Source organism: Bradyrhizobium sp. Kon69, assembly GCF_055807515.1.
The window spans coordinates 215,371-234,617 of record NZ_JBVVOS010000001.1 but is presented as its reverse complement, the minus strand read 5'-3'; the positions used below and the strand labels follow the sequence as shown (position 1 = coordinate 234,617).

Here is a 19,247-nt window from a genome sequence, read left to right as displayed (position 1 = left end):
GCTGCACTGCACTTGAAAGATTGTCAGAACTGTCTAAACTGTAGGCATGACGCTTGACTGCACAAGAATTGTGCGCAAGATAGGTCATGGCAGGCGCGATGAGGCGCTGCCAACGCAACGAGACCCCTGTGACCGGCTCGGCAGTATCAGGCTCTAAGCCATTGAAGATAGGCGATATTGATGTCGCCACCCCGGTCTTCCTGGCGCCGATGTCGGGGGTGACTGACTCGCCCGTCCGCCGGCTGGCCGCGGAGTTGGGGGCCGGTCTGGTGGTCTCCGAAATGACGGCCAGCGACGAACTCGCCAATGGCCATCATATGTCCCGGTTGCGCTGCGAAGCTACCGGGATCGGTCCGCACGTGGTCCAGCTCGCCGGCTGTGAGACGCACTGGATGGCAGAGGGCGCCCGGATTGCCGAAGCCGACGGCGCCGACATCATCGACATCAACATGGGCTGTCCGGCCCGTCACGTCACCGGCGGCCAGTCCGGTTCCGCCTTGATGCGCGACCTCGACCACGCCGTCAGCCTAATCGAAGCAACGATCGCGGCGGTGAAGGTACCGGTGACGCTGAAGATGCGGCTCGGCTGGGACGACCGCACCCGCAACGCGCCGGAACTGGCGCGTCGCGCGCAGGCGTCAGGCATCAAGCTCGTCACCGTGCACGGCCGCACCCGCTGCCAGTTCTACAAGGGCGAGGCCGATTGGGACGCGATCCGCGCCGTACGCGAGGCCATCTCCATTCCGCTCGTCGTCAATGGCGACATCACCACTTTCGAGAAGGCGCTCGCGGCGTTAGAGGCCTCCGGCGCCGATGCCGTGATGATCGGCCGCGGCGCGCAGGGCCAGCCCTGGCTGCCCGGGCAGATCGGCCGGCGCCTGAAGGGCGGGGCGGCGGAAGCCACGCCGTCGCTCGAGACGCAGCTGCATTACGTCCGCACGCTTTATGAAGGCGTCTGCGCGCTCTACGGCCTGCGCATCGGTCTGCGGCACGCGCGAAAACATCTGGGCTGGGCCCTCGACGTCGCGGCCGATGTGAGCCGTGCGCCGGCCGAGAAGCTGAAATCCTGGCGCCAGAAAATCCTCACCTCGGAGGATCCGCGCCTCGTCCACCGATCACTGCAAGATGCCTTCGACGACTTCGCATGGAGCGCCGCTGCATGAGCTCAGCCGCTGAACATCGTCGGCCCGTTGCGTCCGACAGCGATGCCATCCTGGACGCACTGCCCAATCCCATGCTCATGATCGGGCCGGACGGCAAGATCGTCGCCGCCAACATCGCAACCGAAGCCTTCTTCGATATCTCGACGCAGTTCTTGAAGCGGCAGTCGCTGAAAGAGCTGGTGCCGTTCGGCAGCCCCTTGCTGGCGCTGATCGACCAGGTGCGTTCGTCGAACGCGCCGGTCAACGAATACAAGGTCGATCTGGGCACGCCGCGCATGGGCGGAGACCGCCAGGTCGATCTGCACGTCGCCCCGGTCACGGAACGGCCTGGCCATATCGTGGTGATGCTCCAGGAGCGCTCCATCGCCGACAAGATGGACCGCCAGCTCACCCATCGCAGCGCCGCGCGCTCGGTGATCGCGCTCGCAGCGATGCTGGCGCATGAAATCAAGAACCCGCTCTCCGGCATCCGCGGCGCGGCGCAGCTCCTGGAGCAGCAGGCCTCCTCGGAAGACCGCATGCTGACGCGGCTGATCTGCGACGAGGCCGACCGCATCGTGACGCTGGTCGACCGCATGGAGGTGTTCGGCGACGAGCGCCCCGTGGTGCGCGGCCCCGTCAACATCCATTCGGTGCTCGATCACGTCAAACGGCTGGCGCAGTCCGGCTTTGCCCGCAACATCCGCTTCGTCGAGGACTACGATCCCTCGCTGCCGCCGGTGCTGGCGAACCAGGACCAGCTCATCCAGGTGTTCCTCAACCTGGTGAAGAATGCCGCCGAAGCGCTGATCGACGTTCCCGACGGCGAAATCCAGCTCACCACCGCGTTTCGCCCAGGCGTGCGCCTGTCAGTCCCCGGTCAAAAATCCCGTGTATCCCTGCCGCTCGAATTCTGCGTGAAGGACAACGGACCAGGCGTGCCGGACGATCTTCTGCCCAACCTGTTCGATCCCTTTGTCACCACCAAGCAGACCGGCTCGGGTCTGGGCCTTGCGCTGGTCGCAAAGATCATCGGGGATCACGGGGGCATCATCGAATGCGAATCTCAGCCGCGGAAGACCACCTTCCGCGTGCTGATGCCGATGTATTCCACATCGGTGAAACATGCCGATCAAAGCAGTCGCGACGGCTCTGCCGGGAAGTCGTCGTCTGCGTCACAGGGGGCAAAATGAGGATTAACGATGCCCGCAGGTAGCATTCTCGTTGCTGATGACGACACCGCCATCCGCACCGTTCTCAATCAGGCACTATCGCGCGCCGGCTACGAAGTGCGGCTGACCGGCAATGCCGCGACGCTGTGGCGATGGGTCAGCCAGGGGGAGGGCGATCTCGTCATCACCGACGTGGTGATGCCCGACGAGAACGCGTTCGACCTGTTGCCGCGGATCAAGAAGATGCGGCCGAATTTGCCTGTCATCGTCATGAGCGCGCAAAACACCTTCATGACGGCGATCCGCGCCTCCGAGCGCGGCGCCTATGAATATCTGCCGAAGCCCTTCGACCTGAAGGAGCTGATCGCCATCGTCGGCCGCGCGCTGGCCGAGCCGAAGGAGCGGGTCTCGACGCCGAACGAGGACGCCGAGATGGAGGCGATCCCGCTGGTCGGCCGCTCGCCGGCGATGCAGGAAATCTATCGCGTGCTGGCGCGGTTGATGCAGACCGACCTCACCGTGATGATCACGGGCGAGTCCGGCACCGGCAAGGAGCTGGTGGCGCGCGCGCTGCACGATTACGGCAAGCGCCGCAACGGCCCGTTCGTCGCGGTCAACATGGCGGCGATCCCGCGCGACCTGATCGAGTCCGAGCTGTTCGGCCATGAGCGCGGCGCCTTCACCGGCGCCAACACCCGCGCCTCCGGCCGCTTCGAGCAGGCCGAGGGCGGCACGCTGTTCCTGGACGAGATCGGGGACATGCCGATGGAGGCGCAGACCCGCCTGCTGCGCGTGCTTCAGCAGGGCGAATACACCACGGTCGGCGGCCGCACTCCGATCAAGACCGACGTGCGCATCGTCGCGGCTTCCAACAAGGATCTGCGGGTCCTGATCCAGCAGGGCCTGTTCCGCGAAGATCTGTTCTTCCGCCTCAACGTCGTGCCGCTGCGGCTGCCGCCCTTGCGCGAGCGCATCGAGGATCTGCCGGATCTCATCCGTCATTTCTTCGCGCTGGCCGAGAAGGACGGACTGCCGCCGAAGAAGCTCGACACGCTGGCGCTGGAACGGATGAAGCAGCACCGCTGGCCCGGCAACGTACGCGAGCTCGAGAACCTCGCCCGTCGCCTCGCGGCACTCTATCCGCAGGACGTGATCACGGGCTCCGTCATCGACGGCGAGTTGGCGCCACCCACGGTCAGCCCGGGTGCCGCAGTCCAGCATGGCGTCGACAATCTCGGCGGCGCGGTGGAAGCGTATCTCTCCTCGCACTTCCAGGGCTTCCCGAACGGCGTGCCGCCGCCGGGCCTGTATCACCGCATTTTGAAAGAGATCGAGGTGCCGCTGCTCACGGCCGCGCTCGCCGCCACCCGCGGCAACCAGATCCGTGCCGCCGATCTGCTCGGCCTCAACCGCAACACGCTGCGGAAGAAGATCCGGGATCTCGATATCCAGGTGTATCGGAGCGGGGGCTAGCCTTCCCGCAACCGACGGTGGCTCAGCTCCCCTATCAAGCGGAGCTGAGCCTGTCCGGTTCGCGTTGGCCGTTGTGGCTGACGCGGTGAGCAGAAGTCCCAATGGGACCGAAACGTTCCTCCGGAACATTCATATGGTGATTTCAGCCGCGGGACGCGGCCTCACACTTATCTGACAAACCGGCCTGAGACCTGTATTGCGCTGGCGACGTTCGCATTGGGCTCCTGCACCCCGAGACCATTGACCAGCAGATCCGCCGCCACGATCAGCAGCAGCACGGCCGACACCATCATTGCGAGAAAGAATTTGTGCATGCTGGTCAAGCTGCCGGGGCCGGAATCCGTTCCCGCCCTCCGGCATGTCGCTGTGGATGCGCGGGTCGGTCGCGGCAGGGGCGCCGCGGAATTGTCGCAATTCGGCAACAATGTGGTACGAATACATCAGTATCCGCCCGCCGCGGACCCCGTTTTCAGCACCCATTGCCGGAATGACCAGCGCAGACACCTCGGCCGCATCCTTTGACACGGCCCCAGCTGAAGAGCCCCGGCGTTGGTCGGCGCGCCGCTGGCTGGCGCCGTTCGCCGTGGCCCTGGCCCTGCTGTCGGCCTGCCTGACGTTCCTGGTCCTGACCGGCCTCACGTCGATCGAGCCGACCCCTGCGGTTGTCCGCTCGTTCTATCTGATCAATGCTGGCACGATCCTGCTGCTGGTCGGCATCATCATCCGCGAGCTCTGGCAGCTGATCCTGGCGCGACGGCGGGGCAGGGCGGCGGCGCGCCTCCATGTCCAGATCGTCAGCCTGTTCTCGATCGTGGCGGTGCTGCCGGCGGTGCTGGTCGCCGTCGTCGCCAACGTCACCATCGAGCGCGGCCTCGACCGCCTGTTCTCCGGCCCGACCAAAGAGGTGATCCAGAATTCGCTGACGATCGCGCGCGCCTACATGCAGGACCACGCGCAGCTGATCCGGGGCGACATTCTCGGCATGGCCAACGACATCGCCCACGCCCGGCCGCTCTACGACCAGGATCGCCGCTCTTTTCGCGAATTGCTGACGTCCAGCGCCGCCTCGCGCAATTTGCCGGGCGCGATGATCATCGACAAGAACACCAACATTCTCGAATCCGCCGACACCGGCATGCGGCTGGCCTATTCGCCGCCCGCGCCGGACTTCCTCAGCAACGTCAACGAATCCGAGCCCGAGATCGCGGTGCTGCCCGATGCGAGCTTCGTCGCCGCGGTGGTCCGCTTGCGCGCCTTCAGCGACACCTTCCTCTACGTCGCGCGACCGCTCGACCCGAACGTCGTCAACCAGCTCAAGCAGACCGAGGTCAGCGTCGCCGAATACGCCCAGATCGAGTCGCGCCGGCTCGGCATCCAGGTCGCGTTCGCGCTGATGTTCGCGGTGATCGCGCTGACCATCCTGATGGCCTCGGTGCTGATCGGCCTCAACTTCGCCAACTCGCTGGTCTCGCCGATCCGGCGGCTGATGAACGCGGCCCAGACGGTCTCGACCGGCGATCTCCATGTGAAAGTGCCGGTGCACCAGTCGGAAGGCGATCTCGCCCAGCTCGGTGAGACCTTCAACAAGATGACGGAGGAGTTGCGCAGCCAGCGCGACGAGCTCGTCAACGCCAGCGACCTCATCGACAGCCGCCGCCGCTTCATCGAGGCGGTGCTGTCGTCCGCGAGCGCCGGCATCATCGGCGTGGATAATTCAGGCAGCGTCGGCATTCTCAACCGTTCCGCCGAAAAGCTGATCGGGCACTCCGAAGCCGAGACGCTCGGCCACCCGCTCTCCGACGTGCTGCCCGAGCTCGAAGAGATGATGAAGACGGCGCGGGAAGGGACCCAGCGCCTGGTGCAGGGGCAGATCACGATCACGCGGGACGGGCAGGAACGCAATCTGTCAGTCCGCGTCAGCGCCGAGAAGACCAGCCAACCCCACGACAGCTACATCATCACGCTCGACGACATCACCGAGCTGGTCTCGGCGCAACGCACTTCGGCCTGGGGCGACGTTGCGCGCCGCATCGCGCACGAGATCAAGAACCCGCTAACCCCTATCCAGCTCTCCGCCGAACGCATTCGCCGCAAATTCGGCAAGGACATCACCGAGGGCAAAGACAAGCAGATCTTCGAACAGTGCACCGACACCATCGTGCGTCAGGTCGACGATATCCGTCGCATGGTCGACGAGTTCTCGCGCTTTGCGCGGATGCCGAAGCCGGTGATGGAGGGTGAGGACGTCGCCGACGCAGTGCGGCAGGCGGTGTTCCTGATGAAGGTCGCCCACCCCGAGATCGATATCGAGGCCGAGTTCAGGGAAGACCCGCTGCGCGCGCAGTTCGACCGGCGGCTGATCTCGCAGGCGGTCACCAACATCGTCAAGAACGCCACCGAGGCGATCGAGCAGGTCCCCCTGGAGGAGCTCGGCAAGGGCCGGATCGACGTCGTGGTCTCGCGCGAGGGCGAGGACGTGCTGATCGACGTCGTCGACAACGGCATCGGCCTGCCCAAGGTGGCGCGCTCGCGCCTGCTCGAGCCCTATGTGACGACACGCGCCAAGGGCACCGGCCTTGGGCTCGCGATCGTCGGGCGCGTGCTGGAAGACCATGGCGGCCGCATCGAACTGAAGGATGCCTCGGACTTCCGCGAGGGCCAACGCGGCGCCTGGATGCGGATGCGTTTTGCGATCTCCGGCGCTCCCGCCAAGAGCGAGGGGGCCGAACCGGCAGCCGCGGCAACGACCAAGCCGGAAAGCGGCGAAACGGCCACGCAATCCGTCAAGGATCCGGAAACAAAGCAGGCGGCCGTCGAAACCAAAGAGCCGGCTGAAAAGACCAATGATTCAACGAAGATCGAAGCCTCAACAGGCAGCTGAGAAAACAGGCGACCCATGGCAAGTGAAATTCTGATTGTCGATGATGAGGCCGATATTCGGGATCTCGTTGCGGGCATCCTCGAAGACGAGGGCTTCGTGACCCGGACCGCGCGCGACAGCGATACGGCGCTCGCCGAGATCGCCAACCGCAGGCCGCATCTGGTGTTCCTCGACATCTGGCTGCAGGGCTCCAAGCTCGACGGCTTGCAGCTCTTGGAGCAGGTCAAGAAGGACAATCCCGATCTGCCGGTCGTGATGATCTCCGGCCACGGCAACATCGAGACCGCGGTCGCCGCGATCAAGCGTGGCGCCTACGACTTCATCGAGAAGCCGTTCAAGACCGACCGGCTGATCCTGGTCGCGAACCGTGCACTGGAGAACTCGCGGCTCAAACGCGAGGTCAAGGAGCTGAAGCAGCTCGCGCCGAGCGCAAGCTCGCTGGTCGGCCGCTCGCCCAGCATGAACCAGCTGCGCCAGACCATCGAGCGTGCAGCCAAGGCCAACAGCCGCATCCTGATCGTCGGTCCCGCCGGTGCCGGCAAGGAACTGACCGCTCGCACGTTGCACACGGCCTCGGGCCGCGCCGACGGCCCCTTCGTCGTCATCAACGCCGCTGCGATCACGCCCGAGCGGATGGAGCACGAGCTGTTCGGCATCGAGCAGTCCAACGGCGAGCACGCGCGCAAGCCCGGCGCGCTCGAAGAGGCCCACGGCGGCACGCTGTTCATCGACGAAATCGCGGACATGCCGCGCGAGACCCAGAACAAGATCTTGCGTGTGCTGGTCGAGCAGTCGTTCCAGCGCGTCGGCGGCAACGGCAAGGTGCAGGTCGACGTCCGCATCATCTCGTCCACCGCGCGCAACCTCGAAGAGGAGATCGCGGCCGGCCATTTCCGCGAGGACCTCTATCATCGACTGTCGGTGGTGCCGATCCGCGTGCCCGCGCTATCGGAGCGGCGTGAGGACATCCCGGAATTGATCGACTATTTCATGGAGCAGATCTCCGCTGGCAGCGGCCTGCCCAAGCGGCAGATCGGCCAGGACGCGATGGCGGTCCTGCAGTCGCATGTCTGGCCGGGCAATGTGCGCCAGCTCCGCAACAACGTTGAGAGAGTCATGATTCTGGCCGCGGGCGGGCCTGAGGTCATCATCACGGCCGACATGCTGCCGCAGGATGTCGGCTCCATGGTGCCGGCGATGCCGACCAGCAACAATGGCGAGCACATCATGGGCCTGCCGCTGCGCGAAGCGCGCGAAGTGTTTGAGCGCGACTATTTGATTGCACAGATCAGCCGTTTTTCAGGAAATATTTCTCGCACGGCAGAGTTTGTTGGCATGGAACGCTCGGCACTGCACCGGAAGTTGAAGGCGCTCGGCGTCGGCTAGCGCTGCGACGTCGTTGGAATAGGCGAGGAAAATCATCGATTTCCGTAGTTTTTCGGGGCAATACGGCATGGGCTGCCGCGTGAAGCGGCTTGCCTAATAAGCCTACCTGTCCTCTAATCGAACCGCTGTCCCTCCGAGGGGGATCTCATGAGGGACGGCAACCGGACGAGGACCCCGAATTTTCAAAAGAGGGCCGCAACCGGCGCAATAAAAAGAAACTCAAAGCGAGAAAAAAACAATGGCGGCAGACCGCGCACAAAACCTGCAGGACACCTTCCTTAATCACGTTCGCAAAACCAAAACGCCACTGACGATCTTTCTGGTCAACGGAGTGAAGCTCCAGGGCATCGTGACCTGGTTCGACAATTTCTGTTTGCTGCTTCGGCGCGACGGTCACTCGCAGCTCGTCTACAAGCATGCGATCTCGACCATCATGCCGGGCGCTCCGATCCAGTTGTTCGAAGGCGGCGAGGACCAGCCGGCTTGAGAGTGATCTGATTGGAACCCCGGAATTTCGACGGGGATGCCGACCGTCCGCGGTCGGCAGGGGATAAGCAGACGGGGCGGGTGCTTGTCATCGGTCCCTATTTGCGAGTGCGCGCAGGCAATGCCGACGCGCAATCGGAAGCTCATGTCCTGCGTGACGCGGAAGCCCGGCTCGACGAAGCTGCCGGCCTCGCGCGCGCGATCGATCTCGTCGTTGCCGATGCCATCATCGCGCCGATCAACCAGATCCGCCCTGCGACCTATATCGGCAAGGGCAAGGTCGAGGAGATCGCTGCGCTCGCCAAGAGCCTCGACGTCGAACTTGTGGTGATGGATTGCGCGCTGGCGCCGATCCAGCAGCGCAATCTCGAGAAGGAGCTGCAGGCAAAGGTGCTCGACCGCACCGGGCTCATTTTGGAAATCTTCGGCCGCCGCGCCAAGACCAAGGAAGGCTCGCTCCAGGTCGAGCTCGCGCATCTCAACTATCAACGTTCGCGCCTGGTGCGCTCATGGACCCATCTCGAACGCCAGCGCGGCGGCTTTGGATTCATGGGCGGTCCCGGCGAGACCCAGATCGAAGCCGACCGCCGCCTGATCCAGGAGCGCATCTCCAAGCTCGAGGGCGAGCTGAAGAAGGTGCAGGCCACGCGCCGCCTGCATCGCGCAGGCCGCCAGCGCGTGCCGTACCGCGTCGTCGCGCTGGTCGGCTACACCAATGCCGGCAAGTCGACGCTGTTCAACCGCCTGACCCGCGCCGACGTGCAGGCCGCCGACATGCTGTTCGCCACGCTGGATCCGACCCTGCGCGCGCTCACCCTGCCGCATGGCGGCAAGGCGATGCTGTCGGACACCGTCGGTTTCATCTCCAATTTGCCGACGCAGCTCGTCGCCGCCTTCCGCGCCACGCTGGAGGAGGTGCTGGAAGCCGACGTCATCCTGCATGTGCGCGATATCTCGCACGACGACGCCGAGGCGCAGCAGAGCGACGTTGACGCCGTGCTGCGCCAGCTCGGCATCAATCCCGATGACTCAGGCCGCATCATCGAGGTCTGGAACAAGATCGACCGTTATGGTCCCGAACAGCGCGAGGAGCTTTTGAACATCGCCGCGCGCAGGCCGGAGGATCATCCGGCGATGCTGGTGTCGGCCGTGTCGGGCGAGGGGGTCGACGCGCTGCTCGCCGCGATCGAGGAGCGCTTGGCCGCCAAACGCATAACGCTCGACCTCTCGATCGATGCCTCCGACGGCGCCGGCATCAGCTGGCTGCATCGGAATTCCGAGGTGCTGGCCAAAGAGCTGCACGACGGCCGCTTCAACATGACGGTACGGGTGGACGAGACCAAGCGGGATATCGTGGTCAACAGGTTCGACGCCGTGCCGCGACTGTCCGCGTAGACGCCGTCGCCCGCCAGTGAGTTGAGCTAACTACTGCCTCAAGCAACGCTGTCGTCCCGGACAAGCGTAAGCGCAGATCCGGGACCCATAACCACAAGCGGCTGGAATTGGCACGCTCGTAGCTCCAGCGTGGTTCAACAATGTGCACTCGGGATAATGGGTCCTGGCTTTCGCCAGGACGACGCTTGAGCTAGGAGCGAGCTTGGTTGCTTCTCTCGGGCGGCGCAGCGCTTTTCGCCTCACCTTTCGCCTCATTCCACAGCGCGTCCATCTCCGCGAGCGACGCCTGCTCCAGCGTCCGCCCCTGCGCTTCCAGCGCCCGCTCGATATAGGCAAAACGCCGCTCGAACTTCGCGTTGGTCGCGCGTAGCGCGGCTTCCGGATCGGCATCGACATGGCGGGCGAGGTTGACCAGCGCGAACATCAGGTCGCCGGTCTCTTCCGCCAGGCCCTCGCTGTCGTTGCGGTCGAGTGCGGCCTCGATCTCGTCGGCTTCCTCGCGGATTTTGGCCAGCACCGCGCGCGGGTCGTTCCAGTCGAAGCCGACGGTGGAGGCTTTGCGCTGGAGCTCCATCGCGCGCGTCAGCGCGGGCTGGCCGGCCTTCACGCCCGACAGCAGCGATTTACGCGTTGGCGCTTCTTCCGGCGGCCGGCGCGCGGCGCGCTCGGCTTTCTCCTCCGCCTTGATGCGGTCCCAGACTTCCTTGACGTGGGAGGAGGCGAGATTGCCGTCCTTGTCGGCGAAGACGTGAGGATGGCGCCGGATCATTTTTCGCGTGATGGCCTCGACGACATCTCCAAACGCGAACGCGTTCTGCTCCGACGCCATCTGGGCGTGGAAGACGACCTGGAGCAGGAGGTCGCCGAGCTCCTCGCAGAGATCGTCGAGGTCGCCGCGGCTGATGGCCTCGACCACCTCATAGGCTTCCTCGATCGTATAGGGCGCGATGGTCGCAAAATTCTGTTCGAGGTCCCAGGGACAGCCGGTCACCGGCGTGCGCAGCGCCGCCATGATCTCGATCAGGCGGGAAATGTCGCGGGAAGGGGTCATTACGGGCAGTCTCCTGGCTCCCAAGCCTTATGCCAAAAGCGAGCGCCCGTTCCCAGCGTAGCGCGGCGGAACAGGGTGATTTCCACCGGTTGGCGGGCCGGATTGGCGAGCCGCGTGCGCAATGCTAAAGCGCGAGCCATGAGCGACGTATTTTCATCCGAAACCGCATTGGTGCTGTTCTCCGGCGGCCAGGATTCCACCACCTGCCTTGCCTGGGCGCTGAACCGGTTTGCGCGCGTGGAGACGCTGGGGTTCGATTACGGCCAGCGCCACGCCATCGAGCTTGCCTGCCGCGACCGGCTGTTCGACGGCATCAAGGATCTGCGCGCGGATTGGGCTTCCAGGCTTGGCGAGAGCCACACGCTGTCGATCCCGACGCTGGCAGCTGTGTCCGAGACGGCGCTGACGCGCGACGTCGCGATCGCGATGGGCGCCGACGGCCTGCCGAACACGTTCGTGCCCGGCCGCAACCTGGTGTTTTTGACCTTCGCCGCGGCGCTGGCCTACCGGCGCGGCATCAGTCACATCGTTGGCGGCATGTGCGAGACCGACTATTCCGGCTATCCCGATTGCCGCGACGACACCATCCGCGCCATGCAGGCGGCATTGTCGCTTGGCATGGCCCGCAAGTTCGAACTGCATACGCCGCTGATGTGGATCGACAAGGCCGCGACGTGGAAGCTCGCCCATGACCTCGGCGGCGACGGGCTGGTCGATCTCATCCGGGAGCAGTCGCACACCTGCTATCTCGGCGAACGCGGCGCGCAGCATGATTGGGGCTACGGCTGCGGCGAGTGCCCAGCGTGCAGCCTGCGGGCGAAGGGGTGGCGGGAGTATGTGGCGGGGCGGTGACACGCCTCACCCGCCGTCATTGCGAGGAGCTCTTGCGACGAAGCAATCCAGACTACCTCTGAGGAGGGATTCTGGATTGCTTCGCTACGCTCGCAATGACGGAATATGTCGAGGCAGCTTACCGAAAATCCTCCGCCTTCAGCTCGATCGGTTTGCCGTGCGGGGTGCGATCTGCCGCGTGGTCCCAGGCGTCGCGGTAGCGATGCAGCGTCTCCGCAGACGCAACGCCCTTGCGTGCGACGAGGCCCTCCAGCGTGGCGAGCCAATGGAGATAGTAGGTCTCGCCAGTATCGGGATCGCCGGCCGCCTGCGCGCGCTTGATCTCGGAGGCCAGGGCTGCCGCCCATTCAGGCCAGGTGAACACGCCGCGCTCGTACAGGGTCAGCGCCATCGCGAAGGCGTGCGCCTCCCAGGGCGCGCGAAACACCGGGCCGCCATCATCGCGCGGAATGCTCGGGATCGCTGCCGTCGCGGCAGCAGCAGCCGTGCTGCTCATGACGCCGGGTCCAGATACGGCTCGAACGCATCGACAGAGACTTTCGAGGTCGGATCGCCGTCCGCGCCCCAGAGATCGCGGCCCTCGAACACCACCGTGTAGAGCCATTGCGGATTCTCGCCAAGCTCCATCGCCGCCGAATCCGGAAACACGTGGCAGCCATGGTTCAGCTCGACGATTCCGACATGGCCGCGCACGTAGCGCGGCAGGCGGGTGTGGGTCGCCGGATGAATGTTCTTCGCGCGGACCTTGTCACCGATCTTGAATTTCGCCGGTGCCGGGGCAGGGCGGGCGAACTTGCCGCGCACCATGATGCGCTCGACCTGGCCGAGATCGAATTTGCCGTGCTTGAGCGCCTTTGCCGGCTGCATCGCGTGGCCGGCGGCGACTTCCTCCCGGGTGAGATAGTCTTTCTCGATCAGCATCTCCTCGAGCCCGAGAAACCATTTCTTGTAATAGGAGCTCGACAGGTACACGTGCGGCGGGATCGTCTCGCGATAGAAGCGCGAGGTGTCGATGTTGAAGGCGCCGGCTGCGCCCATCGCGCGCACCATGGCGAGAACACGCGACTCCCATTCCTCGTGGAACACCGGCTCGTTCGGCTCGGGCTCGACCTTGCCGAACCCGTCCATGCCGCCCATGTCGTGCACGCCGTTCATGACGGCGCCCCCGGCGCCTTGGGAAAGCCGGTGCCGATCATGGAATCGCGCGTGACCAGCTCGGCGAGCTGCTCCTCGCTCCAGCCGTCTGTGCCCGCGGGGCGCATCGGCAGCACAAGAAAGCGCGTTTCGGCGGTCGAATCCCAGACCCGGATTTCAACGTCCTTGGCGACCTGCACACCGAAATCGGCGAGCACGCCGCGCGGGTCCTTCACCGCGCGGGAGCGGTAGGGCGCGGCCTTGTACCAGACCGGCGGCAGCCCCAGCATTTCCCAGGGGTAGCAGGAGCACAGCGTGCACACGACCATGTTGTGACGCTGCGGCGTGTTTTCGACCACGACGAGGTGGTCGCCGACGCGGCTGACATGGCCGAGCGTGCCGATCGCCTTGGAGCCGTCCTCCAGCAGTGCCGTCTTGAAAGCCGGATCGCTCCAGGCCTTGGCGACGACGCGGGCGCCGTTGTGCGGGCCGATCTTGGTCTCGTAGGCCTGGATGATGGCGTCGAGCGCGGCCGGCTCGACATAGCCTTTTTCGGTCAGGATCGTCTCGAGCGCGCGCACGCGCAGCTCGGTCTCCGACAGCTCGGAATGGTCGTGATCGTGGTGATGATGATGCTCGCTCATGGGGCGAAGATAGTCCCAGAATCCGGGCGTTGTCGAGGCGAAGACTCTGCTAACATCGCACCATGGGCTGGGCTGCAAGAATCGGAATAACCGCCGCAATCGCGGCTCTTGGCGCATTCGCGGCGCAGGATGCGCGCGCCGCGAATGGCGCCTATGCGGTCGATGCCGCCGACATTTCCGAGGTCGGCTCCTGCAAGGTGGAGAGCTGGCTGTCGACGGCTTCCAACACGGATTTTTCGGCGGTCGCCAATCCCTCCTGCGTCGTCGATCCCTTCAGGCCGATCGAGCTGAGCCTGCAGACCATCCGGGCCCGGAGCGACAGCGACTGGAGCACGACAATTGCTCCGAAAGCCAAGACGAATTTCGTCCCGACCGGGATCGGCCGGTGGGGATTGTCGGCCTATGGCGGCGGATCGTTCGACGCGGCGACCGGCGAGGCGCTATCCGCCTTTGCCGTGATCCCCGCGACCTTCCGACTGTCCGAGACCATGCGCATTAACGTCAATGGCGGCTGGCTCTGGGATCGCACGGTGGATCGCCACTACCTGACCTACGGCATCGGCTTCGATTGGAAATTCACCGACACCCTGCAATGGACGATCGAGGCTTACGGGCAGGCCGGCGCCTCCGAGATCGCGAGCATCGTGCAGCCGCGTTTCCAGACCGGTGTGCGCTACCGTCCGAACGAGATCTTCTCCGTCGATGTGATCTACGGCCGCAACATCACCGGCGAAAATGCCAACTGGATCACCATCGGGACCACGGTCCGGTTTCCGGTCCATGGAAGCGAACCCGAACATCGGCGTACCGGGCATCTGTGAGCGGCATGAAGACCACACCAGGGGAGTTTGCGTTGCCTGACTATGTCAAGATCGAGAAGGGCCTCGGGCCGGAGGGGCGGATTGCGGTGGTGCGGTTCGACCGCGGCGATGGCATCAATGCGCTGTCGCCGGAGGCGCTGCGCCAGCTCACCGCGGCCGCGCGCAGTTTTGAGGATGATTCCGCAACCTCTGTCGTGGTGCTGACAGGCAGCGCGGCTGCGTTCAGCGCCGGCTTCGACCTCAAGGATGCCGAAGGGCGCGCGCGCAAGGACATGGACCTCGGCACGCTGCGGCGGCATCTCAAGCTCGGACCGCGCCTGACCCACGCCTGGCAGGAGATGGAGCAGATCACGATCGCCGCCATCGAGGGCTTTTGCGTCGGCGGCGGCGTGGCGCTGGCCGTCGCGCTCGACTTTCGCGTCATGGGACGCGACGCCCATCTGCGCGTGCCCGAGATCGGGCTCGGCATGAACATGAGCTGGCAGAGCATTCCGCGCATGCTGCATTTGATCGGCCCGGCTCGGACCAAGCAGGCTGTGATCCTGGCCGATCAGCGCATCAGCGCGGATGAAGCCTATGAGTGGGGCCTGGTCGAGCAGGTGGTCGATCCCGGCCATGCGTTCGATGCCGCGATGGAGCTTGCGCGCAAGGTGGCAGCGCAGCCGCCGCTCTCCGTTGCCATGACGAAACTCACGGTCAACCGGCTGGCGCATGCGCTGGATAATCTCGCCAGCCACATGGACGTCGACCAGTTCGCCCTGGCAAGCCTTAGCGAGGACCACAAGGAGGGCGTCGAGGCGTTCCTGACGCGACGCAAACCGAAGTTCAGAGGGCGGTAGAAGCAGGCTCGGGCCATTGATTGCGCCGCGGACTATCCGTATACGCGGCGCTGGGACAAATAGGCCCGATCAACGGGCCGGCAGACGACAATGACGATCGAGGGGGAAGGCCCATGGCCGGTAGCTCGCAGGCGCCTGAGGCGAAAGGGTTTCGCTGGAAGCTGATCGCGCCGCTCGCGGTGTGGCTGGTGATCTATCTGTGGCCGGTGCCGGCAGGGCTCAACGTCAATCAGTGGCACTATTTTGCTGTCTTCGCGGCCGTCATCACCGGGCTCATCCTGGAATCGATGCCGGTCGGCGCGGTCGGCCTGATCGGGCTGACGGTTGCCGGCGTCGGCGGTTATATCGATCCCGATCCGACCAAGTCGCTGCGTTGGATGCTGGCGGGCTTTGCCGAGAGCACGGTGTGGCTGATCGTCGGCGCCTTCGTGTTCTCGATCGGGTACCGCAAGAGCCAGCTGGGCCGGCGTATTGCGCTCGTGCTGGTGCAAAAGCTTGGCAGCAACACGCTCGGTCTCGGCTATGCGGTGGCGATGTCGGACTTCTTGCTGGCGCCAGCGACACCGTCCAACACCGCGCGCAGCGGCGGAATCGTCTATCCCATCATCAGCAACATCCCGCGCATCTACGGCTCCGAGCCGGGACCGACCGCAGGCAAGATCGGCACCTACGTGATGTGGACCGCGTTCGCGTCGACCGCCGTCACCAGCTCATTGTTTTTCACCGCGCTCGCGCCCAATGCAGCGGCGCTCGCCATCGCCAAGAAGACCGTCGGAATCGACGTCAGCTGGGCGCAGTGGTTTATGGGCTTTGCGCCGCTCGGCCTCCTCCTGATGGTGCTGGTCCCGCTGCTCAGCTACGCGGTCTGCCGCCCCGAGGTGAAGAGCAGCCCGGAAATTTCCGAATGGGCATCGAAGGAGCTCGCGGAGATGGGCCCGATGTCGCGCAATGAGTGGATCATGCTGGCGCTGATCCTGCTCGCGATGTTCCTGTGGATCGCGGGCTCGAGCCCGGACATCCGCGTGCCGCTTCTGGGCTCGAATTTCGTCAACGCCACTACCGTCGTGTTCATCGTGATCTCGCTGATGCTGGTGACGGGCGTGATCGAATTTGCCGACATCGTCGCCGAGAAGGGCGCCTGGGAGGTGTTCTTCTACTTCACCTCGCTGCTGACGCTGGCCTCGGGCCTCAACGAGATCGGCTTCATCAAATGGTTCGCCACCGAATACGCAAAGCCGCTCGCCGGGCTGTCGCCGTCGACCGCGATGCTGCTGCTGGTCGCGCTGTTCTTCTGGATCCATTATTTCTTCTCGAGCATCACCTCGCATGCCGCCGCCGTGCTGCCCGTGGTGCTCGCGGTCGGATCCGGCATCCCCGACCTGCCGGTCACGACCCTCGCCATGCTCTGCATGTATTCGCTTGGCTTGATGGGCGTGATCTCACCTTACGCGACCGGGCCGGCGCCGATGTATTTCGGCAGCGGCTATATCGGCAAGGGTCAGTTCTGGGGTTTTGGGCTGATTTTCGGGGTGCTCTATTTCGCGGGGCTTCTGCTGATCGTATGGCCCTGGTTGCGGGTCACCTGAGCCGGGGCGAGGGCCAAGACGGCGGCAGATGAATTTTCTTCAGTGGGGAGAAATTTGGAAAACTTCGTCCAACTCCCCGCAGATATCTGACATTGCCAGAGCGACCCGAAAGGGCGAAGGTGCGTGCTGCGATGCAGCGCTCCAGCCGAGTCCTCATCGCGTTTCACTCTCCGTCGCTTGATGCGACCGGTTCCCGGATGCCTCAGAGGCAAGCGGAACTATTGTGCATGAAGGCCGCCTCCATGAACGTCCACCCGTCGCTCGCGATCGGACAGCCGATCGAAACGCTTGACGCGATCCCAGGTCACGCGATCTCACCTGCCGCGACTGCGCCTGACGCGATGGTCCGCTTCGAAGGCATCTCGAAAACGTATCCGGCCTATCGCGGCAAGCCCGGCGTCAATGCCCTGCAAAACGTCGACTTCGCAATCCCGCGCGGTTCGATCACCGGCGTGATCGGCCGCTCCGGCGCCGGCAAATCGAGCCTGGTCCGGCTCATCAACGGCCTGGAGAGGCCGACCACGGGCCGCGTCATCGTCGATAATAGAAATATCTCGGCGCTCTCGGGCCGGGACTTGCGGCTGGCGCAGCGCTCGATCGGCATGATCTTCCAGCACTTCAACCTGCTGTCCTCGCGCACCGCAGCCGCCAATATCGCGCTGCCGCTCGAGATTGCCGGCTGGGCCAAGGCCGATATCCGCGCGCGCGTGGCCGAGCTGCTTGCGCTGGTCGGCATCGCCGACAAGCACGACCGCTACCCGTCAGAACTCTCCGGCGGCCAGAAGCAGCGCGTCGGCATTGCCCGCGCCGCTCGCGACCCGGCCGAGCGTGCTGCTGTCGGACGAGGCGACCTCGGCGCTCGATCCGCAGACCACGCGGGCGATCCTCGATCTGCTCGCGAACATCAACCGCGAACTGGGCGTGACCATCGTGCTGATCACCCACGAGATGTCCGTGGTGCGCCAGCTCGCCCAGGACGTCGTGGTGCTCGATGCCGGCCGCGTCATCGAGAGCGGCCATGTCGCCGACATCTTCACCCACCCCAAGCATCCGATCACGCAATCCTTTCTGGCGGAAGTGATCGGAGACAGCCTGCCGGTGTCGCTGGCGAGCCGCATCGTTTCGCAGCCGCCGGCGGGCGGACAGGCCGTCATCCGCGTCCAGGTGCGTGGGGCAGGGGCCGGCGACACGCTGGTGGCGCGGCTCGCGCGCGAACTCGGCCTCGACGTGTCGCTGCTGTCGGCCCGCATCGACGAGATCGGCGGCCAGCATGTGGGGTCGCTGACGCTTGGTATCCCTCTCGGCATGTCCGGCGGCGAGGACGCGACGACGCGCACGCTGGCCTGGCTTTCAGAATATCAATTCCCCGCGGAGCGTCTCGGCTATGTCGCCTGAACTCATCAATCTGATCGTCCAGGCGACCGGCGAGAGCCTGTACATGGTCGGGCTCGCCGCGCTGATCGGCACCGCCTTCGGCCTGCCGCTCGGCGTCTTTCTCGCGACCAGCCGGAAAGGCGAGCTGTTCGCGGCGCCCGTCGTCAATCGCGTGCTCGGCATCGTCGTCAACGCGACCCGGTCCACGCCTTTCATCATTCTGGTCGTCGCTATCATCCCGTTCACGCGGCTGGTGGCCGGCACCTCGATCGGATCGACGGCCGCGATCGTGCCGTTGACGATCGCATCGGCACCCTTCATCGCGCGCCTGGTCGAGGCCGCGATCCGCGAGGTCGATGGTGGCCTGATCGAGACCGCATCCTCGTTCGGGGCCTCGCCGATGCAGATCGTGCTCAAGGTGCTGATCCCCGAAGCGTTGCCGGGTCTTCTGCTGGCGCTGACGCTCGCGGTGGTCAGCCTGCTCGGCTATTCCGCCATGGTCGGCGCCGTCGGAGGCGGCGGCCTCGGCGATCTCGGCATCCGCTACGGCTATCAGCGCTTCATGCCGGAGATGATGTTGGCCGTCGTCGTCGTGTTGATCGCGCTGGTGCAGCTGGTCCAGAGCGCCGGCGATTATCTCGCGCGCCGGGTCAATCGCCGGCTGCGACATCGCTGACGCCGTTTTAGACATTTCGAACAAGCAGGTTCTTGTCGATCTGGAAGTATTCCAAAGTTCGAGACACGACTGAGCGCATTCGTCGCACGCGTTGCGCACGCGTCTGGAGAAATTCTAACGCAGTTCCTATCGCACTCCGAAATCGCCTGCGTTAGGGCGAGGCATCAAAAACGATACCGGCGAAGCCGGCAGTGCGTGGGGCCTCGACAGACGTGACCGACTTCCAACTTACTTCGCGTTTCGACACGCGGCGTCGACAGATGCAGGTGCTTTTCCTCGGAGCGGCCAGCACATTTGCTCTCGTCGTTCCCATCGGTGCCATGGAGGCGCAGACG

General features: G+C 64.8%; 18 protein-coding genes and 1 pseudogene. 14 read left to right on the top strand and 5 right to left on the bottom strand.

The window, feature by feature from the left end:
• Positions 1-161 precede the first annotated feature (161 nt).
• The 3 genes from dusB to ntrC are packed head-to-tail and all read left to right on the top strand — an operon-like array spanning position 162 to position 3,787.
• Positions 162-1,163 (top strand): tRNA dihydrouridine synthase DusB, encoded by a 1,002-nt coding sequence (gene dusB, locus AC0L3U_RS01175; RefSeq protein WP_473360374.1) that lies wholly within the window; start codon positions 162-164, stop codon positions 1,161-1,163.
• Positions 1,160-2,335 carry a two-component system sensor histidine kinase NtrB gene (locus tag AC0L3U_RS01170; RefSeq protein ID WP_473249091.1) on the top strand — a complete coding sequence of 392 codons (1,176 nt, stop codon included), beginning with the start codon at positions 1,160-1,162 and terminating at the stop codon, positions 2,333-2,335. The genes dusB and AC0L3U_RS01170 overlap by 4 nt, the downstream gene beginning before the upstream one ends.
• 9 nt (positions 2,336-2,344) lie before the next feature.
• Entirely contained in the window at positions 2,345-3,787 is a 1,443-nt protein-coding gene (gene ntrC, locus AC0L3U_RS01165; protein ID WP_007610301.1) for a nitrogen regulation protein NR(I), read from the top strand.
• 167 nt (positions 3,788-3,954) lie between these two features.
• Here the strand turns inward: ntrC and AC0L3U_RS01160 are convergent, their stop codons facing one another.
• Positions 3,955-4,101, bottom strand: a complete 147-nt coding sequence (locus AC0L3U_RS01160) for a hypothetical protein (RefSeq protein ID WP_368508035.1) — start codon at positions 4,099-4,101, stop codon at positions 3,955-3,957.
• On the opposite strand from AC0L3U_RS01160, the gene AC0L3U_RS01155 reads away from it, so the two are divergent.
• From AC0L3U_RS01155 to hflX, 5 genes are all read left to right on the top strand, one after another.
• Complete coding sequence (locus AC0L3U_RS01155; RefSeq protein ID WP_473294580.1) at positions 4,100-4,309, top strand: hypothetical protein; 210 nt, start codon at positions 4,100-4,102, stop codon at positions 4,307-4,309. The two genes, AC0L3U_RS01160 and AC0L3U_RS01155, sit on opposite strands and share 2 nt — an antisense overlap.
• Positions 4,275-6,668 carry a sensor histidine kinase gene (locus tag AC0L3U_RS01150; RefSeq protein ID WP_473360373.1) on the top strand — a complete coding sequence of 798 codons (2,394 nt, stop codon included), beginning with the start codon at positions 4,275-4,277 and terminating at the stop codon, positions 6,666-6,668. The genes AC0L3U_RS01155 and AC0L3U_RS01150 overlap by 35 nt, the downstream gene beginning before the upstream one ends.
• A 15-nt stretch (positions 6,669-6,683) precedes the next feature.
• Positions 6,684-8,054, top strand: coding sequence for a nitrogen assimilation response regulator NtrX (gene ntrX / locus AC0L3U_RS01145; protein ID WP_007591127.1), 1,371 nt, complete (start codon positions 6,684-6,686; stop codon positions 8,052-8,054).
• Positions 8,055-8,292: 238 nt separating this feature from the next.
• Positions 8,293-8,541: an RNA chaperone Hfq gene (hfq, locus tag AC0L3U_RS01140; RefSeq protein WP_007591126.1), complete on the top strand. Its 249-nt coding sequence runs from the start codon at positions 8,293-8,295 to the stop codon at positions 8,539-8,541.
• Positions 8,542-8,552: 11 nt separating this feature from the next.
• Positions 8,553-9,935 (top strand): GTPase HflX, encoded by a 1,383-nt coding sequence (hflX, locus tag AC0L3U_RS01135; protein WP_473360372.1) that lies wholly within the window; start codon positions 8,553-8,555, stop codon positions 9,933-9,935.
• Positions 9,936-10,125: 190 nt separating this feature from the next.
• Here hflX and mazG read toward each other — a convergent pair whose 3' ends face one another.
• Positions 10,126-10,986: a nucleoside triphosphate pyrophosphohydrolase gene (gene mazG / locus AC0L3U_RS01130; RefSeq protein ID WP_473360371.1), complete on the bottom strand. Its 861-nt coding sequence runs from the start codon at positions 10,984-10,986 to the stop codon at positions 10,126-10,128.
• 138 nt (positions 10,987-11,124) lie between these two features.
• Between mazG and queC the strand changes: the two genes are divergently transcribed.
• Entirely contained in the window at positions 11,125-11,838 is a 714-nt protein-coding gene (gene queC, locus AC0L3U_RS01125; RefSeq protein ID WP_473360370.1) for a 7-cyano-7-deazaguanine synthase QueC, read from the top strand.
• 118 nt (positions 11,839-11,956) lie between these two features.
• On the opposite strand, the gene AC0L3U_RS01120 is transcribed toward queC, so the two are convergent.
• The 3 genes from AC0L3U_RS01120 to nthA are packed head-to-tail and all read right to left on the bottom strand — an operon-like array spanning position 11,957 to position 13,616.
• Positions 11,957-12,334: a nitrile hydratase accessory protein gene (locus AC0L3U_RS01120; RefSeq protein ID WP_473360369.1), complete on the bottom strand. Its 378-nt coding sequence runs from the start codon at positions 12,332-12,334 to the stop codon at positions 11,957-11,959.
• A complete protein-coding gene (gene nthB / locus AC0L3U_RS01115; protein WP_473360368.1) occupies positions 12,331-12,993 on the bottom strand; it encodes a nitrile hydratase subunit beta in 663 nt (220 codons plus the stop codon). Before nthB ends, AC0L3U_RS01120 begins: the two co-directional genes overlap by 4 nt.
• On the bottom strand, positions 12,990-13,616 hold the full coding sequence (nthA, locus tag AC0L3U_RS01110; RefSeq protein WP_473360367.1) for a nitrile hydratase subunit alpha: 627 nt from the start codon (positions 13,614-13,616) through the stop codon (positions 12,990-12,992). Before nthA ends, nthB begins: the two co-directional genes overlap by 4 nt.
• Before the next feature lie 62 nt (positions 13,617-13,678).
• Between nthA and AC0L3U_RS01105 the strand changes: the two genes are divergently transcribed.
• The 5 genes and pseudogenes from AC0L3U_RS01105 (at position 13,679) to AC0L3U_RS01085 (ending at position 18,912) form a co-directional block, all read left to right on the top strand.
• On the top strand, positions 13,679-14,437 hold the full coding sequence (locus AC0L3U_RS01105) for a hypothetical protein (RefSeq protein WP_473360366.1): 759 nt from the start codon (positions 13,679-13,681) through the stop codon (positions 14,435-14,437).
• 32 nt (positions 14,438-14,469) lie between these two features.
• Positions 14,470-15,276 carry an enoyl-CoA hydratase/isomerase family protein gene (locus AC0L3U_RS01100; RefSeq protein ID WP_473360365.1) on the top strand — a complete coding sequence of 269 codons (807 nt, stop codon included), beginning with the start codon at positions 14,470-14,472 and terminating at the stop codon, positions 15,274-15,276.
• 113 nt (positions 15,277-15,389) lie between these two features.
• A complete protein-coding gene (locus tag AC0L3U_RS01095) occupies positions 15,390-16,862 on the top strand; it encodes a DASS family sodium-coupled anion symporter (protein ID WP_473360364.1) in 1,473 nt (490 codons plus the stop codon).
• A gap of 227 nt (positions 16,863-17,089) precedes the next feature.
• Positions 17,090-18,257, top strand: a pseudogene (locus tag AC0L3U_RS01090) (methionine ABC transporter ATP-binding protein).
• On the top strand, positions 18,247-18,912 hold the full coding sequence (locus AC0L3U_RS01085; protein ID WP_106943594.1) for a methionine ABC transporter permease: 666 nt from the start codon (positions 18,247-18,249) through the stop codon (positions 18,910-18,912). Before AC0L3U_RS01090 ends, AC0L3U_RS01085 begins: the two are co-directional and overlap by 11 nt.
• Positions 18,913-19,247 lie beyond the last annotated feature (335 nt).

Excerpts from the sequence above, each read along its gene's own strand:
- AC0L3U_RS01170 (WP_473249091.1), top strand. The coding sequence starts at position 1,160 with ATGAGCTCAGCCGCTGAACATCGTCGGCCCGTTGCGTCCGACAGCGAT.
- ntrC (WP_007610301.1), top strand. The coding sequence starts at position 2,345 with ATGCCCGCAGGTAGCATTCTCGTTGCTGATGACGACACCGCCATCCGC.
- AC0L3U_RS01155 (WP_473294580.1), top strand. The coding sequence starts at position 4,100 with ATGCTGGTCAAGCTGCCGGGGCCGGAATCCGTTCCCGCCCTCCGGCAT.
- AC0L3U_RS01160 (WP_368508035.1), bottom strand. The coding sequence starts at position 4,101 with ATGCACAAATTCTTTCTCGCAATGATGGTGTCGGCCGTGCTGCTGCTG.
- AC0L3U_RS01150 (WP_473360373.1), top strand. The coding sequence starts at position 4,275 with ATGACCAGCGCAGACACCTCGGCCGCATCCTTTGACACGGCCCCAGCT.
- ntrX (WP_007591127.1), top strand. The coding sequence starts at position 6,684 with ATGGCAAGTGAAATTCTGATTGTCGATGATGAGGCCGATATTCGGGAT.
- hfq (WP_007591126.1), top strand. The coding sequence starts at position 8,293 with ATGGCGGCAGACCGCGCACAAAACCTGCAGGACACCTTCCTTAATCAC.
- mazG (WP_473360371.1), bottom strand. The coding sequence starts at position 10,986 with ATGACCCCTTCCCGCGACATTTCCCGCCTGATCGAGATCATGGCGGCG.
- queC (WP_473360370.1), top strand. The coding sequence starts at position 11,125 with ATGAGCGACGTATTTTCATCCGAAACCGCATTGGTGCTGTTCTCCGGC.
- AC0L3U_RS01120 (WP_473360369.1), bottom strand. The coding sequence starts at position 12,334 with ATGAGCAGCACGGCTGCTGCTGCCGCGACGGCAGCGATCCCGAGCATT.
- nthB (WP_473360368.1), bottom strand. The coding sequence starts at position 12,993 with ATGAACGGCGTGCACGACATGGGCGGCATGGACGGGTTCGGCAAGGTC.
- nthA (WP_473360367.1), bottom strand. The coding sequence starts at position 13,616 with ATGAGCGAGCATCATCATCACCACGATCACGACCATTCCGAGCTGTCG.
- AC0L3U_RS01105 (WP_473360366.1), top strand. The coding sequence starts at position 13,679 with ATGGGCTGGGCTGCAAGAATCGGAATAACCGCCGCAATCGCGGCTCTT.
- AC0L3U_RS01095 (WP_473360364.1), top strand. The coding sequence starts at position 15,390 with ATGGCCGGTAGCTCGCAGGCGCCTGAGGCGAAAGGGTTTCGCTGGAAG.
- AC0L3U_RS01085 (WP_106943594.1), top strand. The coding sequence starts at position 18,247 with ATGTCGCCTGAACTCATCAATCTGATCGTCCAGGCGACCGGCGAGAGC.